Source organism: Kaistia defluvii, from assembly GCF_026343955.1.
GTDB lineage: Bacteria > Pseudomonadota > Alphaproteobacteria > Rhizobiales > Kaistiaceae > Kaistia > Kaistia defluvii.
In genome coordinates this window covers 24107-46328 of record NZ_JAPKNI010000001.1, presented here as the reverse complement: position 1 = coordinate 46328, position 22222 = coordinate 24107, and the positions used below count along the sequence as shown (strand labels likewise).

Genomic DNA, 22222 nt, shown 5'->3' with positions numbered 1-22222 from the left:
ATGCAAACGGCCGCCTCGCGGCGGCCGTTGCCATGAACGGGTGACTACTGAACGAGGACAGGCCCGCCGCCCTGCGGCCGCTCCTGCTCTTCGGTCAGGATGCCGAGACGGCGCGCGACTTCCTGGTAGGCCTCGACGAGGCCGCCCATGTCGCGGCGGAAGCGGTCCTTGTCGAGCTTGTTCTGGGTCTGAACGTCCCAGAGCCGGCACGAATCGGGCGAGATCTCGTCGGCGACGACGATCCGCATCATGTCGGCTTCCCAGAGGCGTCCGCACTCGATCTTGAAATCGACGAGCTGGATGCCGGCGCCCAGGAAGAGGCCGGACAGGAAGTCGTTGACGCGGATGGCAAGCGCCATGATGTCGTCGATTTCCTGCGGCGTGGCCCAGCCGAATGCCGTGATGTGCTCTTCCGAGACCATCGGGTCGTCGAGCGCGTCCGCCTTGTAGTAGAACTCGATGATCGAGCGCGGCAGGACCGTGCCTTCCTCGAGGCCAAGGCGCTTGGCAAGCGAGCCGGCCGCGACGTTGCGGACGACGATTTCGAGCGGGATGATCTCGACTTCGCGGATCAGCTGTTCGCGCATGTTCAACCGACGGATGAAATGCGTCGGGATGCCCATCCGGTTCAGATGCGTGAAAATGTGCTCGGAAATGCGGTTGTTCAACACGCCCTTTCCGTCAACAACCTCATGCTTCTTGTTGTTGAAGGCAGTCGCATCGTCTTTGAAGAACTGGATCAGCGTCCCAGGCTCCGGTCCTTCGAAAAGGATCTTGCCTTTGCCTTCATAGATGCGCCGACGACGGTTCATGGGCACATACCGTGGTTTGAGGAAATCCATAGAGCCGGGGTTCCAATGTCAGGGATTCGCCGCGGCGAAGCTTCAGGCAAACGACTCTTCAAGAGGGTCGCTTGCGCGGCGTGAACCTACTCGATCACTCGCCAATTCACAATGACGGATAAATGCGGCGCTTTGAGCACCTTCGAGCAACGAGTTCCCTTTCGGTACCATCGTTGATTTGGGGTGGCGAGGAAGATATGCAAGGCCCATATCATGGCCGTGGCCAACAAGTTGACCGAGTGGAGAGACTGCGAATGACGACGTTCGACCAGCGCAAGGACGCTTTCGAGAACCGTTTTGCCCTTGATGCGGCGCTTCAGTTCAAGGCCGTCTCGCGGCGGAACAAGCAGCTCGGTATCTGGGCCGCGGCGCTTCTGGGCAAGTCCGGCGTCGACGCCGAAACCTACGCCTCCGAAGTGATCGCCGCCGATTTCGAGGAGGCCGGCGACGAGGACGTGTTCCGCAAGATCCGCGCCGATTTCGACGCCGCCGGCGTTCAGCAGTCGGACCACCAGATCCGCCGCACCATGGCTGAACTGCTGGCCCAGGCCGTCGAGCAGATCAAGTCCGAAGGCTGAGCCTTTCCCAGATCCTTCGGAGCACCGAAAAATGGCGTCTATTTCCCTGGTTTCGGTGCTCCGTTCACGCGGCAGCTGCCTCACCGCATGGCTGGCCAGTCCCGAGCCGCTGATCGCCGAGAGCGCGGCGCGGGCCGGCTTCGATTGCGTCACGCTCGACATGCAGCACGGCCTGCATGATCCGGGCAGCATCATGCGGGGCATCGGCGCGATCGCGCTTGGCGGTGTCCCGGCGATCGTCCGCATTCCTGTCGGTGATTTCGCCATGGCGAGCCGCGCGCTCGACATGGGCGCTAGCGCCATCATCGCGCCGATGATCAATTCGGCCGAGGATGCGCGTGCCTTCGCCGCCGCGACCAAGTACCAGCCGCTTGGCGAGCGGAGCTGGGGGCCCGTGCGGGCCATGCAACTCGCCGGTGCCACGGACGGCGCGGCCTTCCTGCGCGACACCAATGCCGAGACGCTGACATTCGCGATGATCGAGACGCGCGCGGCGCTCGCCGCCCTCGACGACATTCTCGCCGTGCCCGGCATCGACGCGGTCTTCATCGGCCCGTCCGATCTCTCGATCGCTCTTTCGGACGGTGCCGACGTCAATCCGATGCGCCCCGACAACCAGGCCGCCGCAGCCGATATCCTGGCCCGGGCCCGCAAGGCCGGCAAGCTGGTCGGCATCTTTGCCATTACCGGCGAGCAGGGCCGTCTTTATCGTTCGCTCGGCTACGATTTCATCGCGCTGGGCACCGATGGCATGTATTTCCACCTGGGTGCCTCTACGATGCTTGCAGAAGCGCGCGCCGACTAAACCGGCACTATTTTACAAGTTCAAGATCAGGCGTACCTTTTCCGAGCAGTGATTCGCTGTTTTTCGGGGAAGATACACATGCAAAAAGCCATCGCAGAGTTTATCGGAACTTTTACACTCGTTCTGTTCGGCTGCGGAGCGGCCGTTATCGCGGGGCCCTCGATCGCTGCCGCCAATACGGTCGGTGTGCTGGGCATTGCATTCTCCTTTGGCCTGGCGATCGTCGCGATGGCCTATGCGATCGGCCCGATTTCCGGTTGCCACGTCAATCCCGCCGTCAGCCTCGGCGCTCTCATCGCCGGCCGCATGAATGCCGGCGATTTCATCACCTACGTCATCGCCCAGGTGGCGGGCGCCATCGTCGGCGCACTGGTTCTCTTCATCATCATGAAGGGCAAGGCATCCGGCTGGGATGGCGGCATGGGAACCAATGGCTGGGGCCCCGGCTATCTCGGCGAATACAACGTCGTCTCGGCGTTCATCTTCGAAGTGGTCGCGACCTTCATCTTCCTGGTCGTCATCCTCGGCGTCACGCACAAGCTGGTGCCGCACCACTTCGCGGGTCTCGCCATCGGCCTGACGCTGGTCATGATCCACATCGTCGGCATCAACGTCACCGGCGTGTCGGTCAATCCGGCCCGCAGCCTCGGCCCGGCCCTGTTCGGCGGCGGCGCGGCGCTGTCGCAGCTCTGGCTGTTCATCGTGGCGCCGCTCATCGGCGCGGCCCTGGCGGGCTTCGTCTACAAGGCGGGCATTCTCTATCACGGCGACGCGGCGTAGCGCCTTCGAGGCCAAGCAAAGGGGCCGGTCGAAGCCGGCCCCTCGACGTCCCGAAAGAAGAACAAGCCCGCCTTTGGCGGGCTTTCCCTTGTCTTCAGCCCTTCAACAGTTCCGTCTCGATCGCTTCGACGACGGCCGGATCCTGCGGCTCGGTCTTGGGCGCAAAACGCGCGACGACCTTGCCATCGCGGCCGATCAGGAACTTTTCGAAGTTCCACGAGATATCCTCGTCGCCGGCCAGCGCGTCATAGAGCGGGTGGCGGTCGTCGCCCTTGACCGAGATCTTGGCGAACATCGGGAAGTCGACGCCATAGGTCAGCCGGCAGAAGTCCTGGATCTCTGCATTGGTGCCCGGCTCCTGGCCCATGAAGTTGTTGGCCGGGAAGCCGACGACCGTCAGTCCCTTGTCCTTGTAGGTGCGATAGAGCGCTTCCAGCCCGTCATATTGCGGCGTCAGTCCGCATTTCGAGGCGACGTTGACGACGAGCAGGACGCGCCCGGCATAGTCGCCAAGCGAAGCCTGGCTGCCGTCGATGCGGTTGACGGGAATGTCGTAGAGCGGGGAGGACATGCTGGGATCTCGCGGTCTGATGGCAGGGAAGAATATCGAAGATATGGGGCGGAAACGAATACGCAACCGTCGTAAAGGGATCAGGACGAAGAGCGATGCAGCGGCAGCAAACGTAGCCGCGCGCGATCGGCGTCAATGGTGACGAGCGCACCGTTGCGGAGCGCTTCTGCGGATTGAGCGAGTGCCGAAAGGATTCGGTCGGCGATGCTGTCGGGGTCTAGATTGCCCGATCGTATCTGGACGACGCTTGGGCTTCTTCCGCCCGTCGCGGCAAGGATGGCGCTGAAATCGAGGTCGCTCGTCAAGACGACGAAATCATGCGCCGCCGCGTAGTCCATGATGACTGAATCGAAGGCTGCCGGGTCGCCAAGATCGGACCAATGAACCGCCGCGTAGCCGGAGCTTTCCAACGTGCCGCGCCATCGCGGCGATAGGTTCATGTCGATGAGAATCTTCACCGCGCGAGGGCGATTTCACGCTCTTCGGCGCGCCATGCGGCGTAACGCAGGGCCTGAAGGATGTCTTCCCGCTCAAGGTAGGGATAGTCCGCCAGCAGCGCCTCGATGCTTCTGCCCGCCGCGATCTGCTCCACAATCATGCCCACGGAGACCCGCAATCCGCGGATCGTCGCCTTGCCGCCCATAAGGCCGGGAATCTGGGTAATCCGATCGAGATCCTGCATCGCACGCTCCCGCCGCAGCTTCGGCCGATCCTACCAGACCGGCCGAAGATTGGAAAAGCGGACGAATGCCTATGCTTCGCCGAAGACGCGGCGGAAGATCGTGTCGATGTGCTTGGTGTGATAGCCGAGGTCGAACTTCTCTTCGATCTCGGCGTCCGACAGAAGCGCCGTCACGTCGGGGTCGGCCTTCAGCTCGGTCAGGAAGTCGGCGCCCTGTTCCCAGACCTTCATCGCGTTGCGCTGGACCAGGCTGTAGGCGTCCTCGCGGGAGGCGCCCTTCTGCGTCAGGGCGAGCAGCACGCGCTGCGAATGCACCAGGCCGCCGAGGCGGTCGAGGTTCTTCTGCATGTTGTCGGGATAGACCAGCAGCTTGTCGATGACGCTGGTCATGCGGGCAAGCGCGAAATCGAGCGTCACCGTCGCGTCGGGGCCGATCATGCGCTCGACCGAGGAGTGCGAGATGTCGCGCTCGTGCCACAGCGCAACGTTTTCCATCGCCGGCAAGGCCATGCCGCGCACCAGACGGGCGAGGCCGGTCAGGTTCTCGGTCAGGACGGGATTGCGCTTGTGCGGCATCGCCGACGAGCCCTTCTGGCCGGGGGAGAAATACTCCTCGGCTTCGAGCACTTCGGTGCGCTGCAGATGGCGGATCTCGGTGGCGAGGCGCTCGATCGACGAGGCGACGACGCCGAGCGTCGCGAAATACATGGCATGGCGGTCGCGCGGGATGACCTGGGTCGATACCGGCTCCGGCACCAGGCCGAGCTTCTCCGCCACATGCTCTTCGACGCGCGGGTCGATGTTGGCAAACGAGCCGACGGCGCCGGAAATGGCGCAGGTGGCGACTTCGGCGCGGGCCGCGACCAGGCGGGCGCGGTTGCGGTCGAACTCGGCATAAGCCTGGGCCAGCTTCATGCCGAAGGTGATCGGCTCGGCATGGATGCCGTGGCTGCGACCGATGGTGACGGTGTTCTTGTGCTCGAAGGCGCGGCGCTTCAGGGCGGCGAGCAGCTTGTCGACATCGGCGATCAGCAGATCGGCCGCACGCACCAGCTGGACGTTGAAGCAGGTGTCGAGCACGTCGGAGGAGGTCATGCCCTGGTGCACGAAGCGGGCGTCCTCGCCGACGATCTCGGCCAGATGCGTCAGGAAGGCGATGACGTCATGCTTGGTGACGCGCTCGATCTCGTCGATCTTGTCGATGTCGAAGGTTGCGGCGCCGCCCTTCTCCCAGACAGTCGCGGCGGCCGATTTCGGCACGGTCCCGATTTCGGCGAGCGCGTCAAGCGCATGCGCCTCGATCTCGAACCAGATGCGGAACTTGGTCTCCGGCGACCAGATCGCCGTCATTTCGGGGCGCGAGTAGCGCGGGATCATAGGCGGGCCCTCTTGGTTTCGCCCGGCCAATACCAGACCAGGAGGGCCCGAACAACCCGATGCGGTGCCTAATCGAGCGGCGGGGGCGGCGGCGGCTCGTCCGGATCCATATAGCCATCCGGGGGCAGCGGGGGCGGGGTCCTGCAGTCGGTGCGGCGTTCGGTGGTCGTGCCGGTTTCGTCCTGTGTCTCGATCGTCGTCTGGCTGCAGCCCGGCGGCGGCGGGGGCGGCTCGTCGCGAACGGAAGGGGGCGGTGGCACTTCGATGTCTTCGGCCAGCACGATGTTTCCGGCCGAAGCGGCGGATGGCACCGCCAGCGCGCCAACCGTGCAGGCGACGACGGCCAGGGCTGAGAGCCACGCCGGTCTCGATGCCAAACCGCGGTGGTTCGGATGCAATGTCATGGAATGATCCTCTTGTCTGCCCCGAGCTTCAACGGTGGGCAGGCAGAGGCGTTCCCAGGATGATCGGCCGGCGCGGGCGGGCGATCAGGGTAGTTGCGCCGTCACCGCCAGGTAGCGGCCATCGGGGCCCTCGAAACCGCGCGTCAGCACCATGACCAGCACGACGAGGGTCGCCGGCTGGCCGAAGCGCTGCTGGATGATGACGTCGTTGATGCGGTAGTCGAGCGCGGTGCCGCGGCTCGCCGGCAGCGCCTTGTCCTCATGCAGGACCGTCTCGCCGCGCTCGTCCTTGAGCACGAGGCGGAAGCCCTGGGTCTTGTAATCCGGGTCGTCGTTGTTCGGGGCGTCGAGCGGGATCGTCTGTAGCGAGACGGTAAGTTCCGGCCCCTCGAGTTGCTGGACCGGATGGCGACGGAAAGTGACCGAATAGGGATCGCGGCCGCTTTCGGTGATCGGGTTGGAGGCGAGCAGCGTGCCGGGCTGGTCGAGGCCGTTCAGCTTGTCGCCGGCCTGCTTGCGGGCGGCAGCGCGGGCCGCGGCGATGCCGGCGGTCTCGTCGTCCAGCCGGACGCGCACCGGCGTGCCGGCGACCCAGGCGTCCTTCTGCGTGTCGAGCACGAAGAGGTTGGAATAGGGGAAGCCGGAGCCGTCCTGGATGCCGAACTCCTCGAAGGCGAAACGGCTGCCGTCCGGCGAGAAGCCGAGGATCGAACGCTCGGCGAAATCGCCGGCCATGGCGAGGGTGGGCGCGCCGGCGAGGACACCTGCCGCGAAAAACCTGGCAAGGATGCGCATGGACTTATCTCTCCTTTGGCTTCGGGCGCGCGCGGGGATCAGCCCCGGGCGACCGCGTCACGGATGGCGGAAATGTTGCCGGCAAAGGCGTTGCTGCCGCCCTTGAAGATCGAGGAGCCGGCCACGAGCACGTCGGCGCCCGCCTTTACCAGCGCCGGGGCGGTATCCGGGGCGACGCCGCCATCCACTTCGATATGGACCGGACGGTCGCCGATCATCGCCTTGATGCGGGCGACCTTGTCGACCGATTCCGGGATGAAGCTCTGGCCCCCGAAGCCCGGATTGACGCTCATCACCAGCACCAGGTCGATCATGTCGAGGACATAGGCGATGGCGCTTTCCGGCGTCGAGGGATTGAGCGCGACGCCGGCCTTCTTGCCGAGATGGCGGATGGTCTGCAGCGAGCGGTGCAGATGCGGGCCGGCCTCGGCATGCACCGTGATCAGATCGGCGCCGGCTTCGGCGAACTCGGCTAGGTAGGGATCGGCCGGCGCGATCATCAGATGCACGTCGAACACGGCATCGGTCAGCGGCCGCAGCGCGCGCACGACCGGCGGGCCGAAGGTGATGTTGGGGACGAAATGCCCGTCCATGATGTCGAGATGGATCCAGTCGGCACCCGCCGCCTCGACCGCGCGCACTTCCTCGCCGAGACGGGAAAAGTCCGAAGCGAGGATGGATGGCGAGATCAGCAGGGGTGCGGCCATGGTATCAGCTTTCAGCTTCGAGCCCCTCGATCAGCGGGGCGGGACGGGGTTCGTTCGGCCGTAACACGGCAATCGGGCCTCGGCAATTGCCGGCCTGCCCCGGGACGGGCAAACTCAGGCCGGCCCAGGAGAGGATCAAAGCGATTCCCGCGAATCAACCGGATTTCGGCACCCAGGAAATGGAGCGTTTCGACGCGATCGTGCTCGGCGCAGGCATCGTCGGCGTCTCGGCCGCGCTCAACCTGCAGAAGCGCAACCGCAACGTGGTCCTGATCGACCGGCGTGATCCGGGCGAGGCCACGTCCTATGGCAATGCCGGCGTGATCGAACGCGAGGGTTTCTATCCGATCGTGTTTCCGCGCCAGCTCGGGGCGCTGTGGAAATATGGCCGCAACGACGAAACCGCGCTGCACTACAATCGCCGCTTCCTGCCGAAGATCGCGCCCTGGCTGCTGAAACTCAGGGCCGAATCCTCGCCGCGCGCCATCGACGCCTATGCCGAGGCGATGAACCCGATCCTGGCGCATGCGGCGAGCGAGCATGGCGTGCTGGCCGGCAAGGGCAGGGCGGTCGAGTTCTTCCGCGGCACGGGATGGCTCAAGGGCTATCGCAGCATCGCCGCCTTCGAGGCCGACACCAAGGCCCAACTGGCCTTGGCCAAGCGTTTCGGCGTGCGCTACGAGATCCTCGACAATCACGAGATCACGGATCTCGAACCCGACCTCGCGCCGGTGTTCGCCCGCGCCGTGTTCTGGCCCGACACCGTCTCGGTAGCGAGCCCCGGCGGCGTCACCAAGGCCTATGCGCGGCTTTTCGAGGCGATGGGCGGCACCTTCGCGCATGGCGACGCGATGTCGCTGCGGCGCGAGAACGATCTCTGGGTGGTCGACATGGACGGCCGCAAGGCGACCGCGCCGGATGTCGTCGTCGCGCTGGGGCCCTGGGCGATGGACCTGCTCAAGCCGCTCGGCTACCGCTACCCGTTCGCCGTCAAGCGCGGCTATCACCTGCATTTCAAGCCGCGCGGCGACGCCGTCCTCGAGCGGCCGGTCGTCGACGTCGCGCATGGCTATGCGCTGACGCCGATGCGGCAGGGATACCGGATTACCTCGGGCATCGAGTTCGACGCGCGCGATGCGCCGCCGACCCCGGTGCAGATCGCCAAGATCCTGCCGCAGGTCAAGGCGCTGTTTCCGCTCGGCGAGCCGATCGAGGAAGCTCCATGGATGGGTTCGCGGCCCTGTCTGCCGGATTCGATGCCGATCGTCGGGCCGGCGCCGCATCATCCCGGCCTGTGGCTGAATATCGGCCATGGCCATCTCGGCTTCACGCTGGGGCCCGCCACCGGCAGGCTGCTGGCCGAACTGATCACCCGCGAGATGCCGTTCGTCGACCCGGCCCCGTTCAGCGCGACGCGGTTTGGCTGACTTCTCACCTCTCCCTCAGGGAGAGGTGAAGAGAGCCTCTTGCCCTTCAAGCAGTTCATCGTGGTCGGCTCATCCCACTTGAAGGATCCGACGCTTACTGACCCGTCTCCGGCACCAGCAGGCCGTCCTTCCAGCGGTAGACCGAGAAGCCGGCAAGCTGGGCGTCGCCCTTGCCGTCGAAGGCGACGGTGCCCAGGACCGTCGGGGTCGAGGCGGCCGAGAGCGTCGCGGCCAGTGTCTCGCCAGCGTCCGATCCGCTCGACTGGCGCGCGGCGGCCCAGAGCTGGACGGCGGCATAGGCCGGCAGGACGTAGCCCTGCGGCTCGACGCCGGCGCGGCGCAGGGCGGCGTTGGCCGCCTCGGCCGGGGGCTGCAGGCGCCAGTCGGTGAAGAAGGTCAGCAGCGTGCCGTTGGCGGCATCGCCCGCGGCGCTGACGAACTCGCTGGTGGCAAGCGAATCGCCGCCCATGACGATCGCCGGCGAGCCCTTGGCGCGCAGCGCCTTCAGGATGAGCGCGATGTCGCCCGGATCGCCGCCGACGAAGACGACGTCGATCGCATCGGCGACCAGGCGGTCGGCAAGCGCGTTATATTCCTTGGCGCCGGGGTCGAACGTGTCGAGCCGGGCCTCGCGCTTGCCGGCTTCGTTCATCGCCTGCCGGGTGGCCTCTGTGAGCGGCTTGCCATAGGGCGAACCGTCATTCAACACGGCGATGCGCTTGTTGCCGAAGCGCTCGGCCAGAAATGATCCGGCCGTGGGCGCCTGCGCGTCGTCGCGCGTGGCGAGGCGGAAGATCGTCGGTCCCGCGCGCTGGTCGGTGTAGCGGTTGGCGGTGACGGCCGGCGTGATGGCGAGCAGCTTGTTGTCGGCATAGACGCTGGCGGCCGCAATCGCTGCTTCGGCGCAGACATGGCCGACCACGAGCTGGTCGCCGCGTCCGACCGCGCGGTTGGCGGCGGCCACCGCCGCGTCCGGCTTGCAGGCATCGTCCTCGATGTCGACGCTGATCCGTTCGCCGTTGATGCCGCCCTTCGCATTGAGCGCATCGACGGCCGTTTCGACGCCGGCGCGGATCTGCTTGCCAAGCGCCTGGTAGGGGCCGGTCATGGGGCCGACCGCCAGGATGCGGATATCGGCCAGCGCCGGGCCGGCAGTGGTGGCGAGCAGAATGGCGAGGCAGGCGGGCAGGCAATTGACGCGCAACATCAGAGGTCCTTTTCGGGCTTGGCGCGATCATGCCCGGCGGCGGCGCAAAAGAAAACGCCCGCATCTGCGAGAGAGGCGGGCGCTTCGCATTCAAACGGCGATCGGCTTAGAGCTGCTTGTAGTCCAGCTTGCCGTCGGCGTCCTTGACCCAGGAGTAGACGACATAGTCGGCCGTGGTGCGGTCGCCCTTGGCGTCATAGGAGAGCGGGCCGAGAACCGTCTTCCACGGGCCGCCGGACTTGATGACTTCCGCGACCTTCTGCGGATCGGTCGTGCCGGCCTTCTCGATCGCCTGGGCGATGACCTGCACGCTGGCATAGGAGTAGAGCGTGTAGGCTTCCGGCTCGAAGCCCGAGGCACGGAAGCGTTCCACCACTTCCTTGGCGTCGGGGTTCAGGCGCGGATCGGGACCGAAGGTCATCAGCGTGCCGTCGGCAGCCGGGCCGGCGATCGCCGCGAATTCGCGGTCGGTGATGCCGTCGCCGGAGAAGAGCACGGCCTTCAGGCCCTGCTCGGCCGCCTGGCGGACGATGAGGCCGGCTTCCTGATGCAGGCCGCCGTAATAGATGACCTCGACGCCGGCCGACTTCATCTTGGAGATGAGGGCGGAGAAGTCCTTGTCGCCGACATTGATGCCTTCATAGACGACCTCGGTCACGCCACCGGCATTGGCGGTCTTCTTGGTCTCGTCGGCAAGGCCCTGACCATAGGGGGTCTTGTCGTGGATGATGGCGAGCTTCTTGTCCTTCAGGTGGTCGATGATGTACTGGCCGGCCACCGCGCCCTGCTGGTCGTCACGACCGCAGGTACGGAAGGTGTTCCAGAGGTCCCGCTCGGTGAATTTCGGATTGGTCGAGGCCGGCGAGATCTGGAGGATGCCGTTCTCGGCATAGACTTCCGAGGCCGGGATCGACACGCCCGAGTTGAAGTGGCCGACAACGAAGGTCACGCCGTCGCCGACGAACTTGTTGGCGACCGAGACGCCCTGCTTCGGATCGGAAACGTCGTCGCCCAGCGTCAGGACGAACTTGTTGCCATTGATGCCGCCGGCGGCATTGAGATCGGCGATGGCCTGCTCGGTGCCCTTCTGGATCTGGGCGCCGAAGGCGGCGTTCGGACCGGTCAGCGGGCCCGCGGCGGCGATCTTGATATCGTCGGCATGGGCCAGTCCGGCCAGTGTCAGGCCCGCGGCGAGCGCCAGGCCTGAAATGAGGGTCTTCTTCATTCTTAAGTCTCCCGGTTGATCTGGAAGGTGGGCTTGCTGCCCTATCGGCGGATGACGGGTCGCCTTGGTCGGTTATCTTGCCGATTTCATTAGGTCTGTCATCCGGATTCGAAATTCAATCTTGGCTCAACTTTGCGCAATTGTGCAAGGGACAGGCGATCGTCAGATCGATCGCCAGGCAAACGGCCCCGACTTTGCGTAAAGCCAGTAATATTGCGACACCATCTGGTTGGTGCGGGTGTAGCGATAGGCGATCGATCCGACGGCGAGCACGAAGATCGCGTCGACGATCCAGTAGTGCACCGACAGCAGCGTCGCCTGGAACAGCGAGAAGTGGATGAAGCGCACGCCCAACGACAGCAGCAGCAGGTAGAAGAGCAGCAGGTAGAAGGGCCGCCATGTCATGGCGCAGGCCCGCCCGGTCATCCAGGCGCCGGCGCCGCCCAGGATGACGGTGACGAACAGAAAGGTTGCCAGCGAGGCTTCTTCGTAGAGGATGCCCGACATCAGGAATGCCTCCTTGGCGTGCAGGACGGGGAGGGGATCAATGGGCACCGCCTTCCAGGTAGGCAGCGCGGATTTCCGGCTTCTGCAGCAATTCCTTGCCCGTGCCGGACATGGTCACGAGACCGTTGACCAGCACATAGCCGCGATGGGCGAGCTTCAGCGCGTGATAGGCGTTCTGCTCGACCAGGAAGACGGTGAGGCCTTCCGTGCGGTTCAGCTCGCCGATCACGTCGAAGATCTGCTTGACGATCAGCGGGGCGAGGCCGAGCGAGGGCTCGTCCAGCATCAGCAGCTTCGGCCGCGCCATCAGCGCGCGGGCGATCGCCAGCATCTGCTGCTCGCCGCCCGAAAGCGTGCCGCCGCGCTGGGCGACGCGCTCCTTCAGGCGCGGGAACAGCGTGAACATCCGCTCCACGTCCTCGTCGAAATGGGCGAGCTTGTCGAGCGCCGCGCCCATCTGCAGGTTTTCCAGCACCGTCATGCGCGGGAAGATGCGCCGGCCTTCCGGCGACTGGGCGATGCGCAGCCGGGCGATTTCATGCGTCGGCATCTGGGTGATGTCGCGGCCCTCGAAGAGGATCCTGCCCTCGCGGGCCCGCGGATTACCGCAGATGGTCATCATCAGCGTCGACTTGCCGGCGCCGTTGGCGCCGATCAGCGTGACGATCTCGCCCTGGTGGACGTCGACGTCGACGCCCTTCAGCGCGATGATCTTTCCGTAGTAGGTCTTGGCGCCCTGCACGGACAGCAGCGGCGTCCCGTTCTGACCGGTCATGTCGCCGCTCCCTCGATGATCTCGTCCAGCGTCTCCTCGACGACCTCCACCTCTTCGTCATCGACGCCGAGATAGGCCGCGATCACGCGCGGATCGTTGCGCACCTCGGTCGGCGAGCCGTCGGCGATCTTGGTGCCGTATTCGAGCACGATGACATGGTCGGAAATCTCCATGACCACCGACATGTCGTGCTCGATCAGCAGGATCGAGGTCTTCTCGGTTTCGCGGATGCCGAGCAGCAGGGCGTTCAGCTCCGCCGATTCGCGCGGATTGAGGCCCGCGGCCGGCTCATCCAGGCAGAGCAGCTCCGGCTCCGTGCACATGGCGCGGGCGATTTCGAGCCGGCGCTGGGCGCCATAGGGCAGGTCGCCGGCCGGGTCGTCGGCGCGTGCCGTCAGGCCGGTCTTTTCCAACCAGTACTTCGCCTTTTCGACGGCCTTTCTCTCGGCATTGCGATAGCCCGGCAGGCCGAGCACGCCGAGGATCGTCATGCCGGAGGCGAGCATCAGCGTGTTGTGCTGCGCGACCAGCAGGTTTTCGAGCAAGGTCATGCCGGAGAACAGGCGGATGTTCTGGAACGTCCGCGCCACCTTGGCCTTGGCCGAGATCTTGAAGTCGGGCATGCGCTCAAGCAGGAAGGTCGAGCCGTCGGCGTGCTCCAGCCGCAGCATTCCCTGCGTCGGCTTGTAGAAGCCGGTGATGCAGTTGAACACCGTGGTCTTGCCGGCGCCGTTCGGGCCGATCAGCGCCGTGATGTCGCCGCGGCCGACGCTGAAGGACAGGTCGTTGACGGCGATCAGGCCGCCGAAGCGCATGAACACATGCTCGACCTTCAGCACCGGGCGGTTCTCCCACGGCATCGGCGCGTCACGGGTCATGGTGAGGGTTTCGCTCATCAGCCATGCCCCTCTTTGACGAGCGAGCCGGAGATCGTCTTGCGCTCTGCCAGGAAGATCGTCGGCTCCCGCGAGGACACGAAGCCGCGCGGCTTCCAGATCATGATGCCAACCATGGCGAGGCCGAAGATCAGCATGCGGAACTGGTCGGGGTTGAAATTGTCGCCGAAGATCGTCTTGAGGAAGGCGAGTTCGCGCAGCAGTTCCGTGCCACCGATCATGGCCACGGCGGCGAGCGCCACGCCCACCATCGATCCCATGCCGCCCAGAACGACGATCGCCACGATGATCGCCGATTCCATGAAGGTGAAGGATTCGGGGCTGACGAAGCCCTGGCGCGCGGCGAAGAACGACCCGGCGAAGCCCGCGAACATCGCGCCGAGCGCGAAGGCGGTCAGCTTGGTGTTGGTGGTGTTGATGCCCAGAGAGCGGCAGGCGATCTCATCCTCGCGCAGCGCTTCCCAGGCGCGGCCGACCGGCAGCTTGCGCAGCCGGATCGTGACGAAGGCGGTGAGCAGCGCCAGCAGCAGGATCAGGTAGTAGAGGAAGATCTTGTAGTAGGCCGAGGAGATCGGCAGATCCATGATCTTGGCGAACCCGTCCGGCGAGGCGTCGAACTTGATGCCGAACAGCGTGATCTTCGGGATCGAGCTGATGCCGGAGGAGCCGTTGGTGAGTTCGCGCCAGTTGATCAGCACGAGGCGGATGATCTCGCCGAAGGCGAGCGTGACGATGGCCAGATAGTCGCCGCGCAGGCGCAGCACCGGGAAACCCAGCAGGATGCCCCAGAGCGCGGCGAAGATGCCGGCCATGGGCAGCAGGATCCAGAACGACAGGCCGAAATGGCTCGACAGCAGCGCATAGGAATAGGCGCCCACGGCGTAGAAGGCGACATAGCCGAGGTCGAGCAGGCCGGCGAGGCCGACGACGATGTTCAGGCCCCAGCCCAGCATGACGTAGATCAGGATCTGGATGCCGAAATTGTCGACCCATTTCAGCGAGCCCTGGAAGCCGAGCAGGCTGACGATGATCACCGGATAGAGGAACAGGAAGACCAGCGAGGTCGGCGCGAACCAGCGGGAGACGGCCTGGCGGACGGCGGAGGGCGTCTCGGAGGCGGGGCCCGCCCGCTCCTTGCGGGCCGCCATGGCCGGCCACACCAGCGTCAGCAGCAGGAAGCGGCCGACGACGATCACGCCGATGACGGAGGCAAGCAGGCCCCAGCGTCCCTGCACCACCAGCTCGTTGCGCATGTTCTGTTCGGTCCTGAGCCCGACCAGCGGCCCGAACAGGCCGAGGGCGATCAGCCCGGACAACAGGGCATCCTTCACGGCCGCGGACATATCCGGGCCATGTCTTTTCGCGATAGCGTCTGCCATGTCACACCTTCTCGACTTCAGGTCGTCCGAGCAGGCCCTGCGGCATGAAGATCAGCACGATCGCCAGGATCGAGAAGGCGGCGACGTCCTTGTAGTCGATCGAGAAATAGCCGGACCAGAAGGTCTCGATCAGGCCGATCAGCAGCCCGCCGATCACGGCGCCCGGCAGCGAGCCGATGCCGCCCAGAACCGCGGCGGTGAACGCCTTGACGCCCGGCACGAAGCCGTCCGAGAAGTTGACGACGCCGTAATAGGCGAGGAACAGCGTGCCGGCGACGGCGGCGAGCGCGGCGCCCATCACGAAGGTCAGCGAGATCGTGCGGTCGACATTGACGCCGAGCAGCGCCGCCATCTTGCGGTCCTGCTCGCAGGCGCGCTGGGCGCGGCCGAGCGAGGTCTTCTGCACGAGATACCAGAAGCCGGCCAGCAGCACGGCGGTGACGACCCAGATCAGGATCTGCTTGTAGGAGAGCGTGACCGCGAAATTGTTGGAGTTCATCACCTCGATGCCGCCGCTGAGCATGGGCGGGATCGGCTTGTTGCGCGGGCCCTGGGCGACCTGCACGAAGTTGGACAGCACGATCGACATGCCGATGGCCGAAATCAGCGGCGCGAGGCGGAACGAGCCGCGAAGCGGCCGGTAGGCGACCCGCTCGATCGCCCAGCTCATCAGGCTCGTCAGAACCATGGCAATGACCATGACGATGATCAGCGCCAGTATCATCGATGACATGCCGAGAACTGTGGTCAGCACCAGCAGGAAAATCAGCGCGATAAACGCGGACGTCATGAAGACGTCGCCATGCGCGAAGTTCACCATTCCGATGATGCCGAACACCATCGTGTATCCGATCGCAATCAGGCCGTATATGGACCCAAGCGTGATGCCATTGATCAGTTGTTGTAGGAAAACTTCCATCTCGTGGATCCCCGCGTGCAGCGCAGTGCTTTATTGTTCCCGGAGGTTGTGTCCGTAGACCAGCCTCTCATTGAACCTCGATTAGGTACACGAACCGAACAAAACAACAAGCCATCGCCGAACACTGTCGGCGACGCGGTCGAAACAGTAAGTCATCCATATAAAATGGTCGGCCGATTTTTGCCGGGCCAAGCGCCGTCTGGCTTGTCGTCACCGGCCCGACCCGATACGACCAGACGTGACGGCGCCAGCAGGATTGGGATAGATACAGGCATGGATACGCTCACGGATCTGGTCGATCCGGCAATGTTCCGCGAGGCGATGAGTCGCCTTGTCGCTCCGGTCCACGTGGTGACCACGTCCGGCGAGGGCGGCGCCTGCGGGCTGACGGCTTCGGCCGTGACATCCGTTTCGGACCGTCCGCCGATCGTGCTGGTCTGCGTCAACCGCAAGAGCCTGACCAATGCCGCCTTCAAGCTGAATGGCAGCTTCTGCATCAATACGCTCGACGGAACCCAGCAGGGCCTGGCCGAGGCGTTTGCCGGCCGCACGGGCCTGACCATGCCGGAGCGCTTCGCGCTCGGCTCCTGGGTGACGCTGGCAACCGGCGCCCCGGTGCTGGAATCGGCCCGCGCCAGCTTCGATTGCCGCCTGACCGAAGTGATCGAGCAGGGGTCGCATTCCGTGCTGTTCGGTCTCGTCGAGGCGGTCCGGGTGGGGCCGCATGACAGCGCGCTGGTCTATCTCGACCGCAGCTACCACCGGGTCTGAAGCCTGCGCGGGGCTCGCCGGCCGCGAGGCCGGTGTCCCTTCAGGCTGCCGGCGGCAAGACCGGCAGGGGCGCGGTGGGCGGGGCCACCGTCGGGGCGGGCTTCGTTTCCTCGGCGCGCGGATCGAGCGCGATGGTCTCCGGCGTGGCGTTCTTCAACAGCGGCATCGACTGGAACGCGTCGCGGGGCACGTCGCGCGGCGCCGGACGGCGCGACATGCGATAGGCGGTGTAGCCGATCAGCACGACATGGACGATCGAGAAGAAGGAAAACAGACCGGAGGGGCCGAGATGCGTCATGGCGAGCGCGCCGATGATCGGGCCGATCATGGTGCCGAAGCCGGACATCAGCAGCAGCCCGCTCGCCACCTTCACGAAGTCGTCCGGCGCGGCGTAGTCGTTGGCATGCGCGACGGTGAGGCCGTACATCGGATAGATCATGCCGCCGAACAGGGCGATCATCCCGATGATGACGGTGGGCTGGGTCGGGCTGACAAAGGCGATGGCGAGGCTCATGACGATCGCCGCCACGGCGACGCCGATCAGAACGAGGCGGCGATCGATCTTGTCGGACAGCTTGCCGAGCGGCACCTGCGTGATGGCGCCGCCGAGGACGGCCGCGCTCATGAAGAAGGCTATCACCGCTGTCGGAAGGCCGATTTTCTGGCCATAGACGGCGCCGAGCGTGCCGAAGGCGCCATTGACGAGGCCGATCAGGAAGCAGCCGACCGCCGAGACGGGTGAATTGCGAAACAGGCCGCGCAGATCGAGCGAGGTGGTCTTCAGCGGGCGCGGCGTCTGCGCCGTCGAGAGCGCGGAAGGCAGGATCGCCAGGCAGTAGAAGATGGCGCCCAGCACGAAGAAGAAGAAGCCCTCGGCGGGGGCGGTGGCGAGCAGCAGCTGGCCCGCTGTCGAGGCGGCGAAATTCACCATCTGGTAGACGGAAAAGATCGTGCCCCGGTTCTCGCGGGTGGCGCGTTCGTTGAGCCAGCTTTCCACGATCATCTGGGCGCCGGCGAAGCAGAATCCGGAAAAGGCGCGCAGCCCGATCCAGGCCCAGGGCGAGATCCACAGCAGGTTGATCAGGATGACGACGCCGGCGATCGAGGCCATGACGCCATAGGCGCGGACATGGCCGACCCGGCGCACGATGCGCGGGACGATGATGCAGCCCAGCACGAAACCGACCGCCCAGCCCGTGCCGATCAGGCCCAGTTCCGTGGTCGAGAACCCTTCGATCGCTCCCCGGATCGGGAGGAGCAGGCCGTGGATTCCGCCTGCGATGAGGAGAAGTGCCGATCCGATGAGGAGCGCGGCGACAGGAAGGAGCTGGGATGCCATTTTGACCGGGGGCGCCGAATTGCGGCCAATTCGATTTGAGGTGACGACTGACTTTGTCAGCCGCCCGCATGTCCAAAAGATGGCACTCTATGGTGAATATCAGGTTTACAGAATGAAAAACCTGCGTTGCGCCAGATCTTTAGACTGGAGCGGTGGCCAAAGCAGCCTTCAAAACCAGAAGATCCCGCCAGACCAGACGCTTCTGCAGCGGTTGCAGCAGCAGATAGGACGGATGCAGCGTTGCCATCGCCTGGATCTTGCGCTTTCCGGTGTCGTAGGGGAACCATTGGCCTCGGACCCGCAAAAGACCTTCATTCGTCGGCAGCAATTCCTTGGCGGCCATCGGCCCGAGGCAGATCAGATAGTCCGGATCGACGAGTTCGATCTGGCGGTCGAGGAACGGCCGGCAGATGGCGGTCTCCTGCGGGGTCGGCGCCCGGTTTCCCGGCGGCCGCCACGGAACGATGTTGGTCAGGCAGACCTCGGCCCGCGACAGGCCGATCGCCGTCAGCATGCGGTCGAGCAGGGGGCCCGGCGGCCCGACGAAGGGCTCGCCCTGCAGGTCCTCGTCGCGGCCGGGCGGATCGCCCACCAGCATGACCCGGGCGGCGGGGTTGCCGCTGGCAAAGACCAGCGACTTCGCCGTCGTCTTCAGCGCGCAGCCCTCGAATCGCGTCAGCACGTCCTTGAGCGCTTCCAGCGTATCCGCGCTGGCTGCGGCTTCCCGGGCGGCGAGCGCGTCCGCCTCCGGCGACGGGGCGGTGGCAATCGCCGTGGCGACGGTCGGTTGCGGGTGGGGGCGGGCGGCGGGCTCGAAGGTTGGCAGGGGGCGATGAGCCGGCTCCGGCGCGGGTTCCTCGGCTAGCCTCGCCACCAGGCGATTGACAGGCTCCTCCTCGATCGCCACGTCGACATCATTGGCGACGTACCAATCCAGCAGCGCCGCCAGCGCTTCGGGGGACGGGGATTGCAACTCGGGAGCCATCATATCGTTCTTGAGTAGGCGTATCCGTCGCCGATGTCGACCCTGGGGAGCCGCCTCAGCATAGCATGTTTCAAGGAGATGCCGCCGTGATCCGACGCCTGTGGGCCGCCGCCCTTATCCTCGTTCCCGCCATGGCCCTTGCCGATGCGCCAAAGACGGGAGCGGCAGCCTTTGGCGACTGGCGAGCCGACCGCCCCGGCGCGCAGCGCTGGATCCGCCCCGGAGACCTGCCGGCCCCCTATGCGACGGAATCGGTCGCCACCCAGCCCGATGTCGTGGCGCGGCCGAAGAACCGGGTGCCGCAGGTTCCCCCCGGTTTCGTGGCGGAACGGGTCGCGGAAGGGCTCAGGATCCCGCGCGTCCTGCGCACGGCGCCGAACGGCGATATCTTCCTGGCCGAAAGCGGCGCCGGGCAGATACGGGTTCTGCCGGCCGGGGGCGGCGAGCCCGCCGTCTTCGCCAGCGGCCTCAACCGGCCCTTCGGCATCGCTTTCTACCCGCCCGGTCCGGACCCGCACTTCGTCTATGTCGCCGAGACCGACAAGGTGGTGCGCTTCCCTTATGGGGCCGGCGACCGGCAGGCGCGCGGCAAGAGCGCGGTCATCGTGAAGGGATTGCCGAATGGCGGCTCGCACTGGACGCGCGACATCGCTTTTTCGCCGGATGGCAGCAAGCTGTTCGTTTCCGTCGGCTCGGCCTCCAATGCCGGCGAACGGATGGGGCAGAAGGACAAGCCGGCGATCGCCGAATGGGAGGCACGGCACGGAATGGGCGCCGCCTGGGGGCCGGAGGCCGGGCGCGCCGCCGTCCTGACCGCCGATCCCGATGGCGCGAATCTCCGCAGCTTCGCGACCGGCATCCGCAATTGCTCCGGGCTCGCGATCGAGCCTGCCAGCGGGGCGCTGTGGTGCGCCACCAACGAGCGCGACGGCCTCGGCGACAATCTTCCGCCCGACTATGCGACGAGCGTCGAGGAGGGCGCTTTCTATGGCTGGCCCTGGTTCTATATCGGCGCCAACCAGGACCCGCGGCATGACGGCGCGCGCGCCGATCTGGGCGCGCGGGTGACCGTGCCGGACGTGCTGATCCAGCCGCATTCGGCGCCGCTCGGCATCACCTTCTATGAGGGCGAGGCCTTTCCTCAGGATTATCGCGGCGACGGTTTCGTCGCCCTGCATGGCTCGTGGAATCGCGGCAAGCCCACAGGCTACAAGGTAGTCCGCCTGCTCATGAAGGATGGCAAGCCGACAGGCGCCTACGAGGACTTCATGACCGGCTTCGTTCTCTCCGATCACAGCCTGTGGGGCCGCCCGGTTGGCGTTACCACCGGCAAGGACGGCGCGCTCTATGTCTCGGAAGACGCCAATGGATCGGTGTGGCGGGTTCGGAAGGTGAAATAATTCGACGCCTGCCGCGAGTGCTGGGCCGGCCGCCGGCAGGCAGGAGCGAACCTTGTCCGATGGGCATCATGTTGATGCACGAGGCTCATCAAGTCCTTCGCTTCACTATATTTTCGGCATTGCCTGAGGTTTGCTGCTCTTCTAAAGAGGGGCCGACAACCGAACCGGATGGGCACGCATGGCAATCTCGGCAGAGCTTCCCGATCGCGAAGCGATGGAATTTGACGTTGTGATCGTGGGCGCCGGTCCGGCCGGGCTCGCGGCGGCCATCCGTTTGAAGCAGCTCGATCCGGACGTCTCGGTCGTCGTGGTCGAGAAGGGTTCGGAAGTCGGCGCGCACATCCTGTCCGGCGCCGTGATCGATCCGATCGCGCTCGACAAGCTGCTGCCGGAATGGCGGCAGGAGAGCGACACGCCGCTGAAGACGCCGGTGATCGAGGACCAGTTCCTGTTTCTGGGGCCCGGCGGATCGGTTCGGCTGCCGAACTTTATGATGCCGCCGCTGATGTCGAATCACGGCAATTATGTCGTCTCGCTCGGCAATGTCTGCCGCTGGCTGGCGGCCAAGGCCGAGGCGCTGGGCGTCGAGATCTATCCGGGCTTCGCCGCCGCGGAACTGCTTTTCGACGAGAAGGGCGCCGTCGCCGGTGTCGCGACCGGCGACATGGGCGTCGGCCGCGATGGCGAGCCGGGCCCCAATTTTCAGCGCGGCATGGAGCTGCGCGGCAAGTACACGCTGATCGGCGAGGGCGCGCGCGGATCGCTCGCCAAGCAGCTGATCGGCTCGTTCGGCCTGGCGGAAGGCCGCGAGCCGCAGAAATACGGCCTCGGCATCAAGGAGCTCTGGCAGGTCGATCCGAAGCTGCACAAGCCGGGTCTGGTCCAGCATTCCTTCGGCTGGCCGCTCGATTTCTCGACCGGCGGCGGCTCGTTCCTCTATCACCTCGAGGACAACCAGGTCGTCGTCGGCTTCGTCGTCCACCTGAACTACAAGAACCCTTATCTGTCGCCCTTCGAGGAATTCCAGCGCTTCAAGACGCACCCCGCGATTGCGCCCGTTTTCGCCGGTGGCAAGCGGCTGTCCTATGGCGCGCGCGCGATCACCGAGGGCGGCTACCAGTCGGTTCCGAAGCTGGTTTTCCCCGGCGGCGCGCTGATCGGCTGCTCGGCCGGTTTCGTCAACCTGCCCCGCATCAAGGGCAGCCACAACGCCATGCTCTCCGGCATGGAGGCGGCGGAGAACGTCGCCGAAGCGCTGGCGGCCGGCCGCTCGGGCGACGAGTTGCTGGGCTATGAGGCGAACTGGCGCAAGGGGCCGATCGGCCGCGACCTGAAGAAGGTGCGCAACGTCAAGCCGCTCTGGTCGAAGCTCGGCACGCTGGGCGGCATTCTCGCCGGCGGGATCGACATGTGGGCTAACACGCTCGGCTTCACGATCTTCGGCACTCTGAAGCACGGCAAGCCGGATTTCGCCGCGACCCGTCCGGCGGCCGAGTGCCAGAAGATCGCCTATCCGAAGCCGGACGGCGTGCTGACCTTCGATCGCCTTTCCTCGGTGTTCCTGTCGAACACCAACCATGAGGAGGACCAGCCGATCCATCTGAAGGTGCTGGACCCCGCGCTGCAGAAGACGTCCGAGCATGACGTCTATGCCGGTCCCTCGGCCCGCTATTGCCCGGCCGGTGTCTATGAATGGGTCGAAGAGCCGGGCGGGCCGCGCTTCGTGATCAACGCGCAGAACTGCGTCCACTGCAAGACCTGCGATATCAAGGACCCGAACCAGAACATCAACTGGACGACGCCCGAGGGCGCCGGGGGACCCAACTACCCCAATATGTGATCACGTTTGCG

General features: G+C 65.5%; 24 protein-coding genes. 7 read left to right on the top strand and 17 right to left on the bottom strand.

The genetic code is table 11. The features are described 5' to 3' along the window. Positions 1-44 precede the first annotated feature (44 nt). A complete protein-coding gene (gene purC / locus OSH10_RS00245; protein WP_018185113.1) occupies positions 45-812 on the bottom strand; it encodes a phosphoribosylaminoimidazolesuccinocarboxamide synthase in 768 nt (255 codons plus the stop codon). Positions 813-1096: 284 nt separating this feature from the next. On the opposite strand from purC, the gene OSH10_RS00240 reads away from it, so the two are divergent. The 3 genes from OSH10_RS00240 to OSH10_RS00230 all read left to right on the top strand — a co-directional run bounded on the left by OSH10_RS00240 (position 1097) and on the right by OSH10_RS00230 (position 3005). Beyond that, positions 1097-1420, top strand: a complete 324-nt coding sequence (locus tag OSH10_RS00240) for a DUF1476 domain-containing protein (protein ID WP_266329439.1) — start codon at positions 1097-1099, stop codon at positions 1418-1420. 31 nt (positions 1421-1451) lie between these two features. After that, positions 1452-2225, top strand: a complete 774-nt coding sequence (locus OSH10_RS00235; RefSeq protein WP_266329438.1) for an HpcH/HpaI aldolase family protein — start codon at positions 1452-1454, stop codon at positions 2223-2225. 78 nt (positions 2226-2303) lie between these two features. Then, on the top strand, positions 2304-3005 hold the full coding sequence (locus OSH10_RS00230) for an MIP family channel protein (protein ID WP_266329437.1): 702 nt from the start codon (positions 2304-2306) through the stop codon (positions 3003-3005). A 94-nt stretch (positions 3006-3099) separates the two neighbouring features. On the opposite strand, the gene OSH10_RS00225 is transcribed toward OSH10_RS00230, so the two are convergent. The 7 genes from OSH10_RS00225 to rpe all read right to left on the bottom strand — a co-directional run bounded on the left by OSH10_RS00225 (position 3100) and on the right by rpe (position 7541). Further along, complete coding sequence (locus OSH10_RS00225; RefSeq protein WP_266329436.1) at positions 3100-3576, bottom strand: glutathione peroxidase; 477 nt, start codon at positions 3574-3576, stop codon at positions 3100-3102. Between the two features lie 80 nt (positions 3577-3656). Then, positions 3657-4034, bottom strand: a complete 378-nt coding sequence (locus OSH10_RS00220) for a DUF5615 family PIN-like protein (protein WP_266329435.1) — start codon at positions 4032-4034, stop codon at positions 3657-3659. Next, positions 4031-4258, bottom strand: coding sequence for a DUF433 domain-containing protein (locus OSH10_RS00215; protein WP_266329434.1), 228 nt, complete (start codon positions 4256-4258; stop codon positions 4031-4033). Before OSH10_RS00215 ends, OSH10_RS00220 begins: the two co-directional genes overlap by 4 nt. 69 nt (positions 4259-4327) lie before the next feature. After that, the gene (gene purB, locus OSH10_RS00210; RefSeq protein ID WP_266329433.1) at positions 4328-5635 is read right to left on the bottom strand and encodes an adenylosuccinate lyase; all 1308 of its coding nucleotides are present in this window, start codon (positions 5633-5635) and stop codon (positions 4328-4330) included. Between the two features lie 68 nt (positions 5636-5703). Then, positions 5704-6039, bottom strand: a complete 336-nt coding sequence (locus OSH10_RS00205) for a hypothetical protein (RefSeq protein ID WP_266329432.1) — start codon at positions 6037-6039, stop codon at positions 5704-5706. A gap of 84 nt (positions 6040-6123) precedes the next feature. Continuing rightward, positions 6124-6834, bottom strand: coding sequence for a DUF2259 domain-containing protein (locus tag OSH10_RS00200; protein ID WP_266329431.1), 711 nt, complete (start codon positions 6832-6834; stop codon positions 6124-6126). Between the two features lie 38 nt (positions 6835-6872). Continuing rightward, on the bottom strand, positions 6873-7541 hold the full coding sequence (gene rpe / locus OSH10_RS00195) for a ribulose-phosphate 3-epimerase (protein WP_266329430.1): 669 nt from the start codon (positions 7539-7541) through the stop codon (positions 6873-6875). Between the two features lie 179 nt (positions 7542-7720). On the opposite strand from rpe, the gene OSH10_RS00190 reads away from it, so the two are divergent. Then, positions 7721-8968: an NAD(P)/FAD-dependent oxidoreductase gene (locus OSH10_RS00190; protein ID WP_266329429.1), complete on the top strand. Its 1248-nt coding sequence runs from the start codon at positions 7721-7723 to the stop codon at positions 8966-8968. Positions 8969-9062: 94 nt separating this feature from the next. Here OSH10_RS00190 and OSH10_RS00185 read toward each other — a convergent pair whose 3' ends face one another. From OSH10_RS00185 to OSH10_RS00155, 7 genes are all read right to left on the bottom strand, one after another. Then, entirely contained in the window at positions 9063-10175 is a 1113-nt protein-coding gene (locus OSH10_RS00185) for a branched-chain amino acid ABC transporter substrate-binding protein (RefSeq protein WP_266329428.1), read from the bottom strand. A gap of 106 nt (positions 10176-10281) precedes the next feature. Then, the gene (locus tag OSH10_RS00180; RefSeq protein WP_266329427.1) at positions 10282-11400 is read right to left on the bottom strand and encodes a branched-chain amino acid ABC transporter substrate-binding protein; all 1119 of its coding nucleotides are present in this window, start codon (positions 11398-11400) and stop codon (positions 10282-10284) included. A 162-nt stretch (positions 11401-11562) separates the two neighbouring features. Further along, positions 11563-11907 (bottom strand): DUF6867 family protein, encoded by a 345-nt coding sequence (locus OSH10_RS00175; RefSeq protein WP_266329426.1) that lies wholly within the window; start codon positions 11905-11907, stop codon positions 11563-11565. A gap of 37 nt (positions 11908-11944) precedes the next feature. Next, on the bottom strand, positions 11945-12682 hold the full coding sequence (locus OSH10_RS00170) for an ABC transporter ATP-binding protein (protein ID WP_266329425.1): 738 nt from the start codon (positions 12680-12682) through the stop codon (positions 11945-11947). Next, complete coding sequence (locus OSH10_RS00165; RefSeq protein ID WP_407660661.1) at positions 12679-13581, bottom strand: ABC transporter ATP-binding protein; 903 nt, start codon at positions 13579-13581, stop codon at positions 12679-12681. The genes OSH10_RS00170 and OSH10_RS00165 overlap by 4 nt, the downstream gene beginning before the upstream one ends. Next, the gene (gene livM / locus OSH10_RS00160) at positions 13578-14921 is read right to left on the bottom strand and encodes a high-affinity branched-chain amino acid ABC transporter permease LivM (protein ID WP_407660660.1); all 1344 of its coding nucleotides are present in this window, start codon (positions 14919-14921) and stop codon (positions 13578-13580) included. The genes OSH10_RS00165 and livM overlap by 4 nt, the downstream gene beginning before the upstream one ends. Before the next feature lie 37 nt (positions 14922-14958). Further along, the gene (locus OSH10_RS00155; RefSeq protein WP_266329423.1) at positions 14959-15876 is read right to left on the bottom strand and encodes a branched-chain amino acid ABC transporter permease; all 918 of its coding nucleotides are present in this window, start codon (positions 15874-15876) and stop codon (positions 14959-14961) included. A gap of 273 nt (positions 15877-16149) precedes the next feature. Between OSH10_RS00155 and OSH10_RS00150 the strand changes: the two genes are divergently transcribed. Next, positions 16150-16647 carry a flavin reductase family protein gene (locus OSH10_RS00150; protein ID WP_266329422.1) on the top strand — a complete coding sequence of 166 codons (498 nt, stop codon included), beginning with the start codon at positions 16150-16152 and terminating at the stop codon, positions 16645-16647. A 40-nt stretch (positions 16648-16687) separates the two neighbouring features. Here OSH10_RS00150 and OSH10_RS00145 read toward each other — a convergent pair whose 3' ends face one another. Both OSH10_RS00145 and OSH10_RS00140 read right to left on the bottom strand, forming a co-directional pair. Then, on the bottom strand, positions 16688-17986 hold the full coding sequence (locus OSH10_RS00145; RefSeq protein WP_266329421.1) for an MFS transporter: 1299 nt from the start codon (positions 17984-17986) through the stop codon (positions 16688-16690). 139 nt (positions 17987-18125) lie between these two features. Beyond that, complete coding sequence (locus OSH10_RS00140) at positions 18126-18971, bottom strand: uracil-DNA glycosylase (RefSeq protein ID WP_266330341.1); 846 nt, start codon at positions 18969-18971, stop codon at positions 18126-18128. 86 nt (positions 18972-19057) lie between these two features. On the opposite strand from OSH10_RS00140, the gene OSH10_RS00135 reads away from it, so the two are divergent. Both OSH10_RS00135 and OSH10_RS00130 read left to right on the top strand, forming a co-directional pair. Continuing rightward, entirely contained in the window at positions 19058-20371 is a 1314-nt protein-coding gene (locus tag OSH10_RS00135) for a PQQ-dependent sugar dehydrogenase (RefSeq protein ID WP_266329420.1), read from the top strand. Positions 20372-20549: 178 nt separating this feature from the next. Beyond that, complete coding sequence (locus OSH10_RS00130) at positions 20550-22211, top strand: electron transfer flavoprotein-ubiquinone oxidoreductase (RefSeq protein WP_266329419.1); 1662 nt, start codon at positions 20550-20552, stop codon at positions 22209-22211. Positions 22212-22222: the final 11 nt, after the last annotated feature.

Coding starts and splice junctions, on each gene's coding strand:
- purC (WP_018185113.1), bottom strand. CDS start 812: ATGAACCGTCGTCGGCGCATCTATGAAGGCAAAGGCAAGATCCTTTTC.
- OSH10_RS00240 (WP_266329439.1), top strand. CDS start 1,097: ATGACGACGTTCGACCAGCGCAAGGACGCTTTCGAGAACCGTTTTGCC.
- OSH10_RS00235 (WP_266329438.1), top strand. CDS start 1,452: ATGGCGTCTATTTCCCTGGTTTCGGTGCTCCGTTCACGCGGCAGCTGC.
- OSH10_RS00230 (WP_266329437.1), top strand. CDS start 2,304: ATGCAAAAAGCCATCGCAGAGTTTATCGGAACTTTTACACTCGTTCTG.
- OSH10_RS00225 (WP_266329436.1), bottom strand. CDS start 3,576: ATGTCCTCCCCGCTCTACGACATTCCCGTCAACCGCATCGACGGCAGC.
- OSH10_RS00215 (WP_266329434.1), bottom strand. CDS start 4,258: ATGCAGGATCTCGATCGGATTACCCAGATTCCCGGCCTTATGGGCGGC.
- purB (WP_266329433.1), bottom strand. CDS start 5,635: ATGATCCCGCGCTACTCGCGCCCCGAAATGACGGCGATCTGGTCGCCG.
- OSH10_RS00205 (WP_266329432.1), bottom strand. CDS start 6,039: ATGACATTGCATCCGAACCACCGCGGTTTGGCATCGAGACCGGCGTGG.
- OSH10_RS00200 (WP_266329431.1), bottom strand. CDS start 6,834: ATGCGCATCCTTGCCAGGTTTTTCGCGGCAGGTGTCCTCGCCGGCGCG.
- rpe (WP_266329430.1), bottom strand. CDS start 7,541: ATGGCCGCACCCCTGCTGATCTCGCCATCCATCCTCGCTTCGGACTTT.
- OSH10_RS00190 (WP_266329429.1), top strand. CDS start 7,721: ATGGAGCGTTTCGACGCGATCGTGCTCGGCGCAGGCATCGTCGGCGTC.
- OSH10_RS00185 (WP_266329428.1), bottom strand. CDS start 10,175: ATGTTGCGCGTCAATTGCCTGCCCGCCTGCCTCGCCATTCTGCTCGCC.
- OSH10_RS00180 (WP_266329427.1), bottom strand. CDS start 11,400: ATGAAGAAGACCCTCATTTCAGGCCTGGCGCTCGCCGCGGGCCTGACA.
- OSH10_RS00175 (WP_266329426.1), bottom strand. CDS start 11,907: ATGTCGGGCATCCTCTACGAAGAAGCCTCGCTGGCAACCTTTCTGTTC.
- OSH10_RS00170 (WP_266329425.1), bottom strand. CDS start 12,682: ATGACCGGTCAGAACGGGACGCCGCTGCTGTCCGTGCAGGGCGCCAAG.
- livM (WP_407660660.1), bottom strand. CDS start 14,921: ATGTCCGCGGCCGTGAAGGATGCCCTGTTGTCCGGGCTGATCGCCCTC.
- OSH10_RS00155 (WP_266329423.1), bottom strand. CDS start 15,876: ATGGAAGTTTTCCTACAACAACTGATCAATGGCATCACGCTTGGGTCC.
- OSH10_RS00150 (WP_266329422.1), top strand. CDS start 16,150: ATGGATACGCTCACGGATCTGGTCGATCCGGCAATGTTCCGCGAGGCG.
- OSH10_RS00145 (WP_266329421.1), bottom strand. CDS start 17,986: ATGGCATCCCAGCTCCTTCCTGTCGCCGCGCTCCTCATCGGATCGGCA.
- OSH10_RS00140 (WP_266330341.1), bottom strand. CDS start 18,971: ATGGCTCCCGAGTTGCAATCCCCGTCCCCCGAAGCGCTGGCGGCGCTG.
- OSH10_RS00130 (WP_266329419.1), top strand. CDS start 20,550: ATGGCAATCTCGGCAGAGCTTCCCGATCGCGAAGCGATGGAATTTGAC.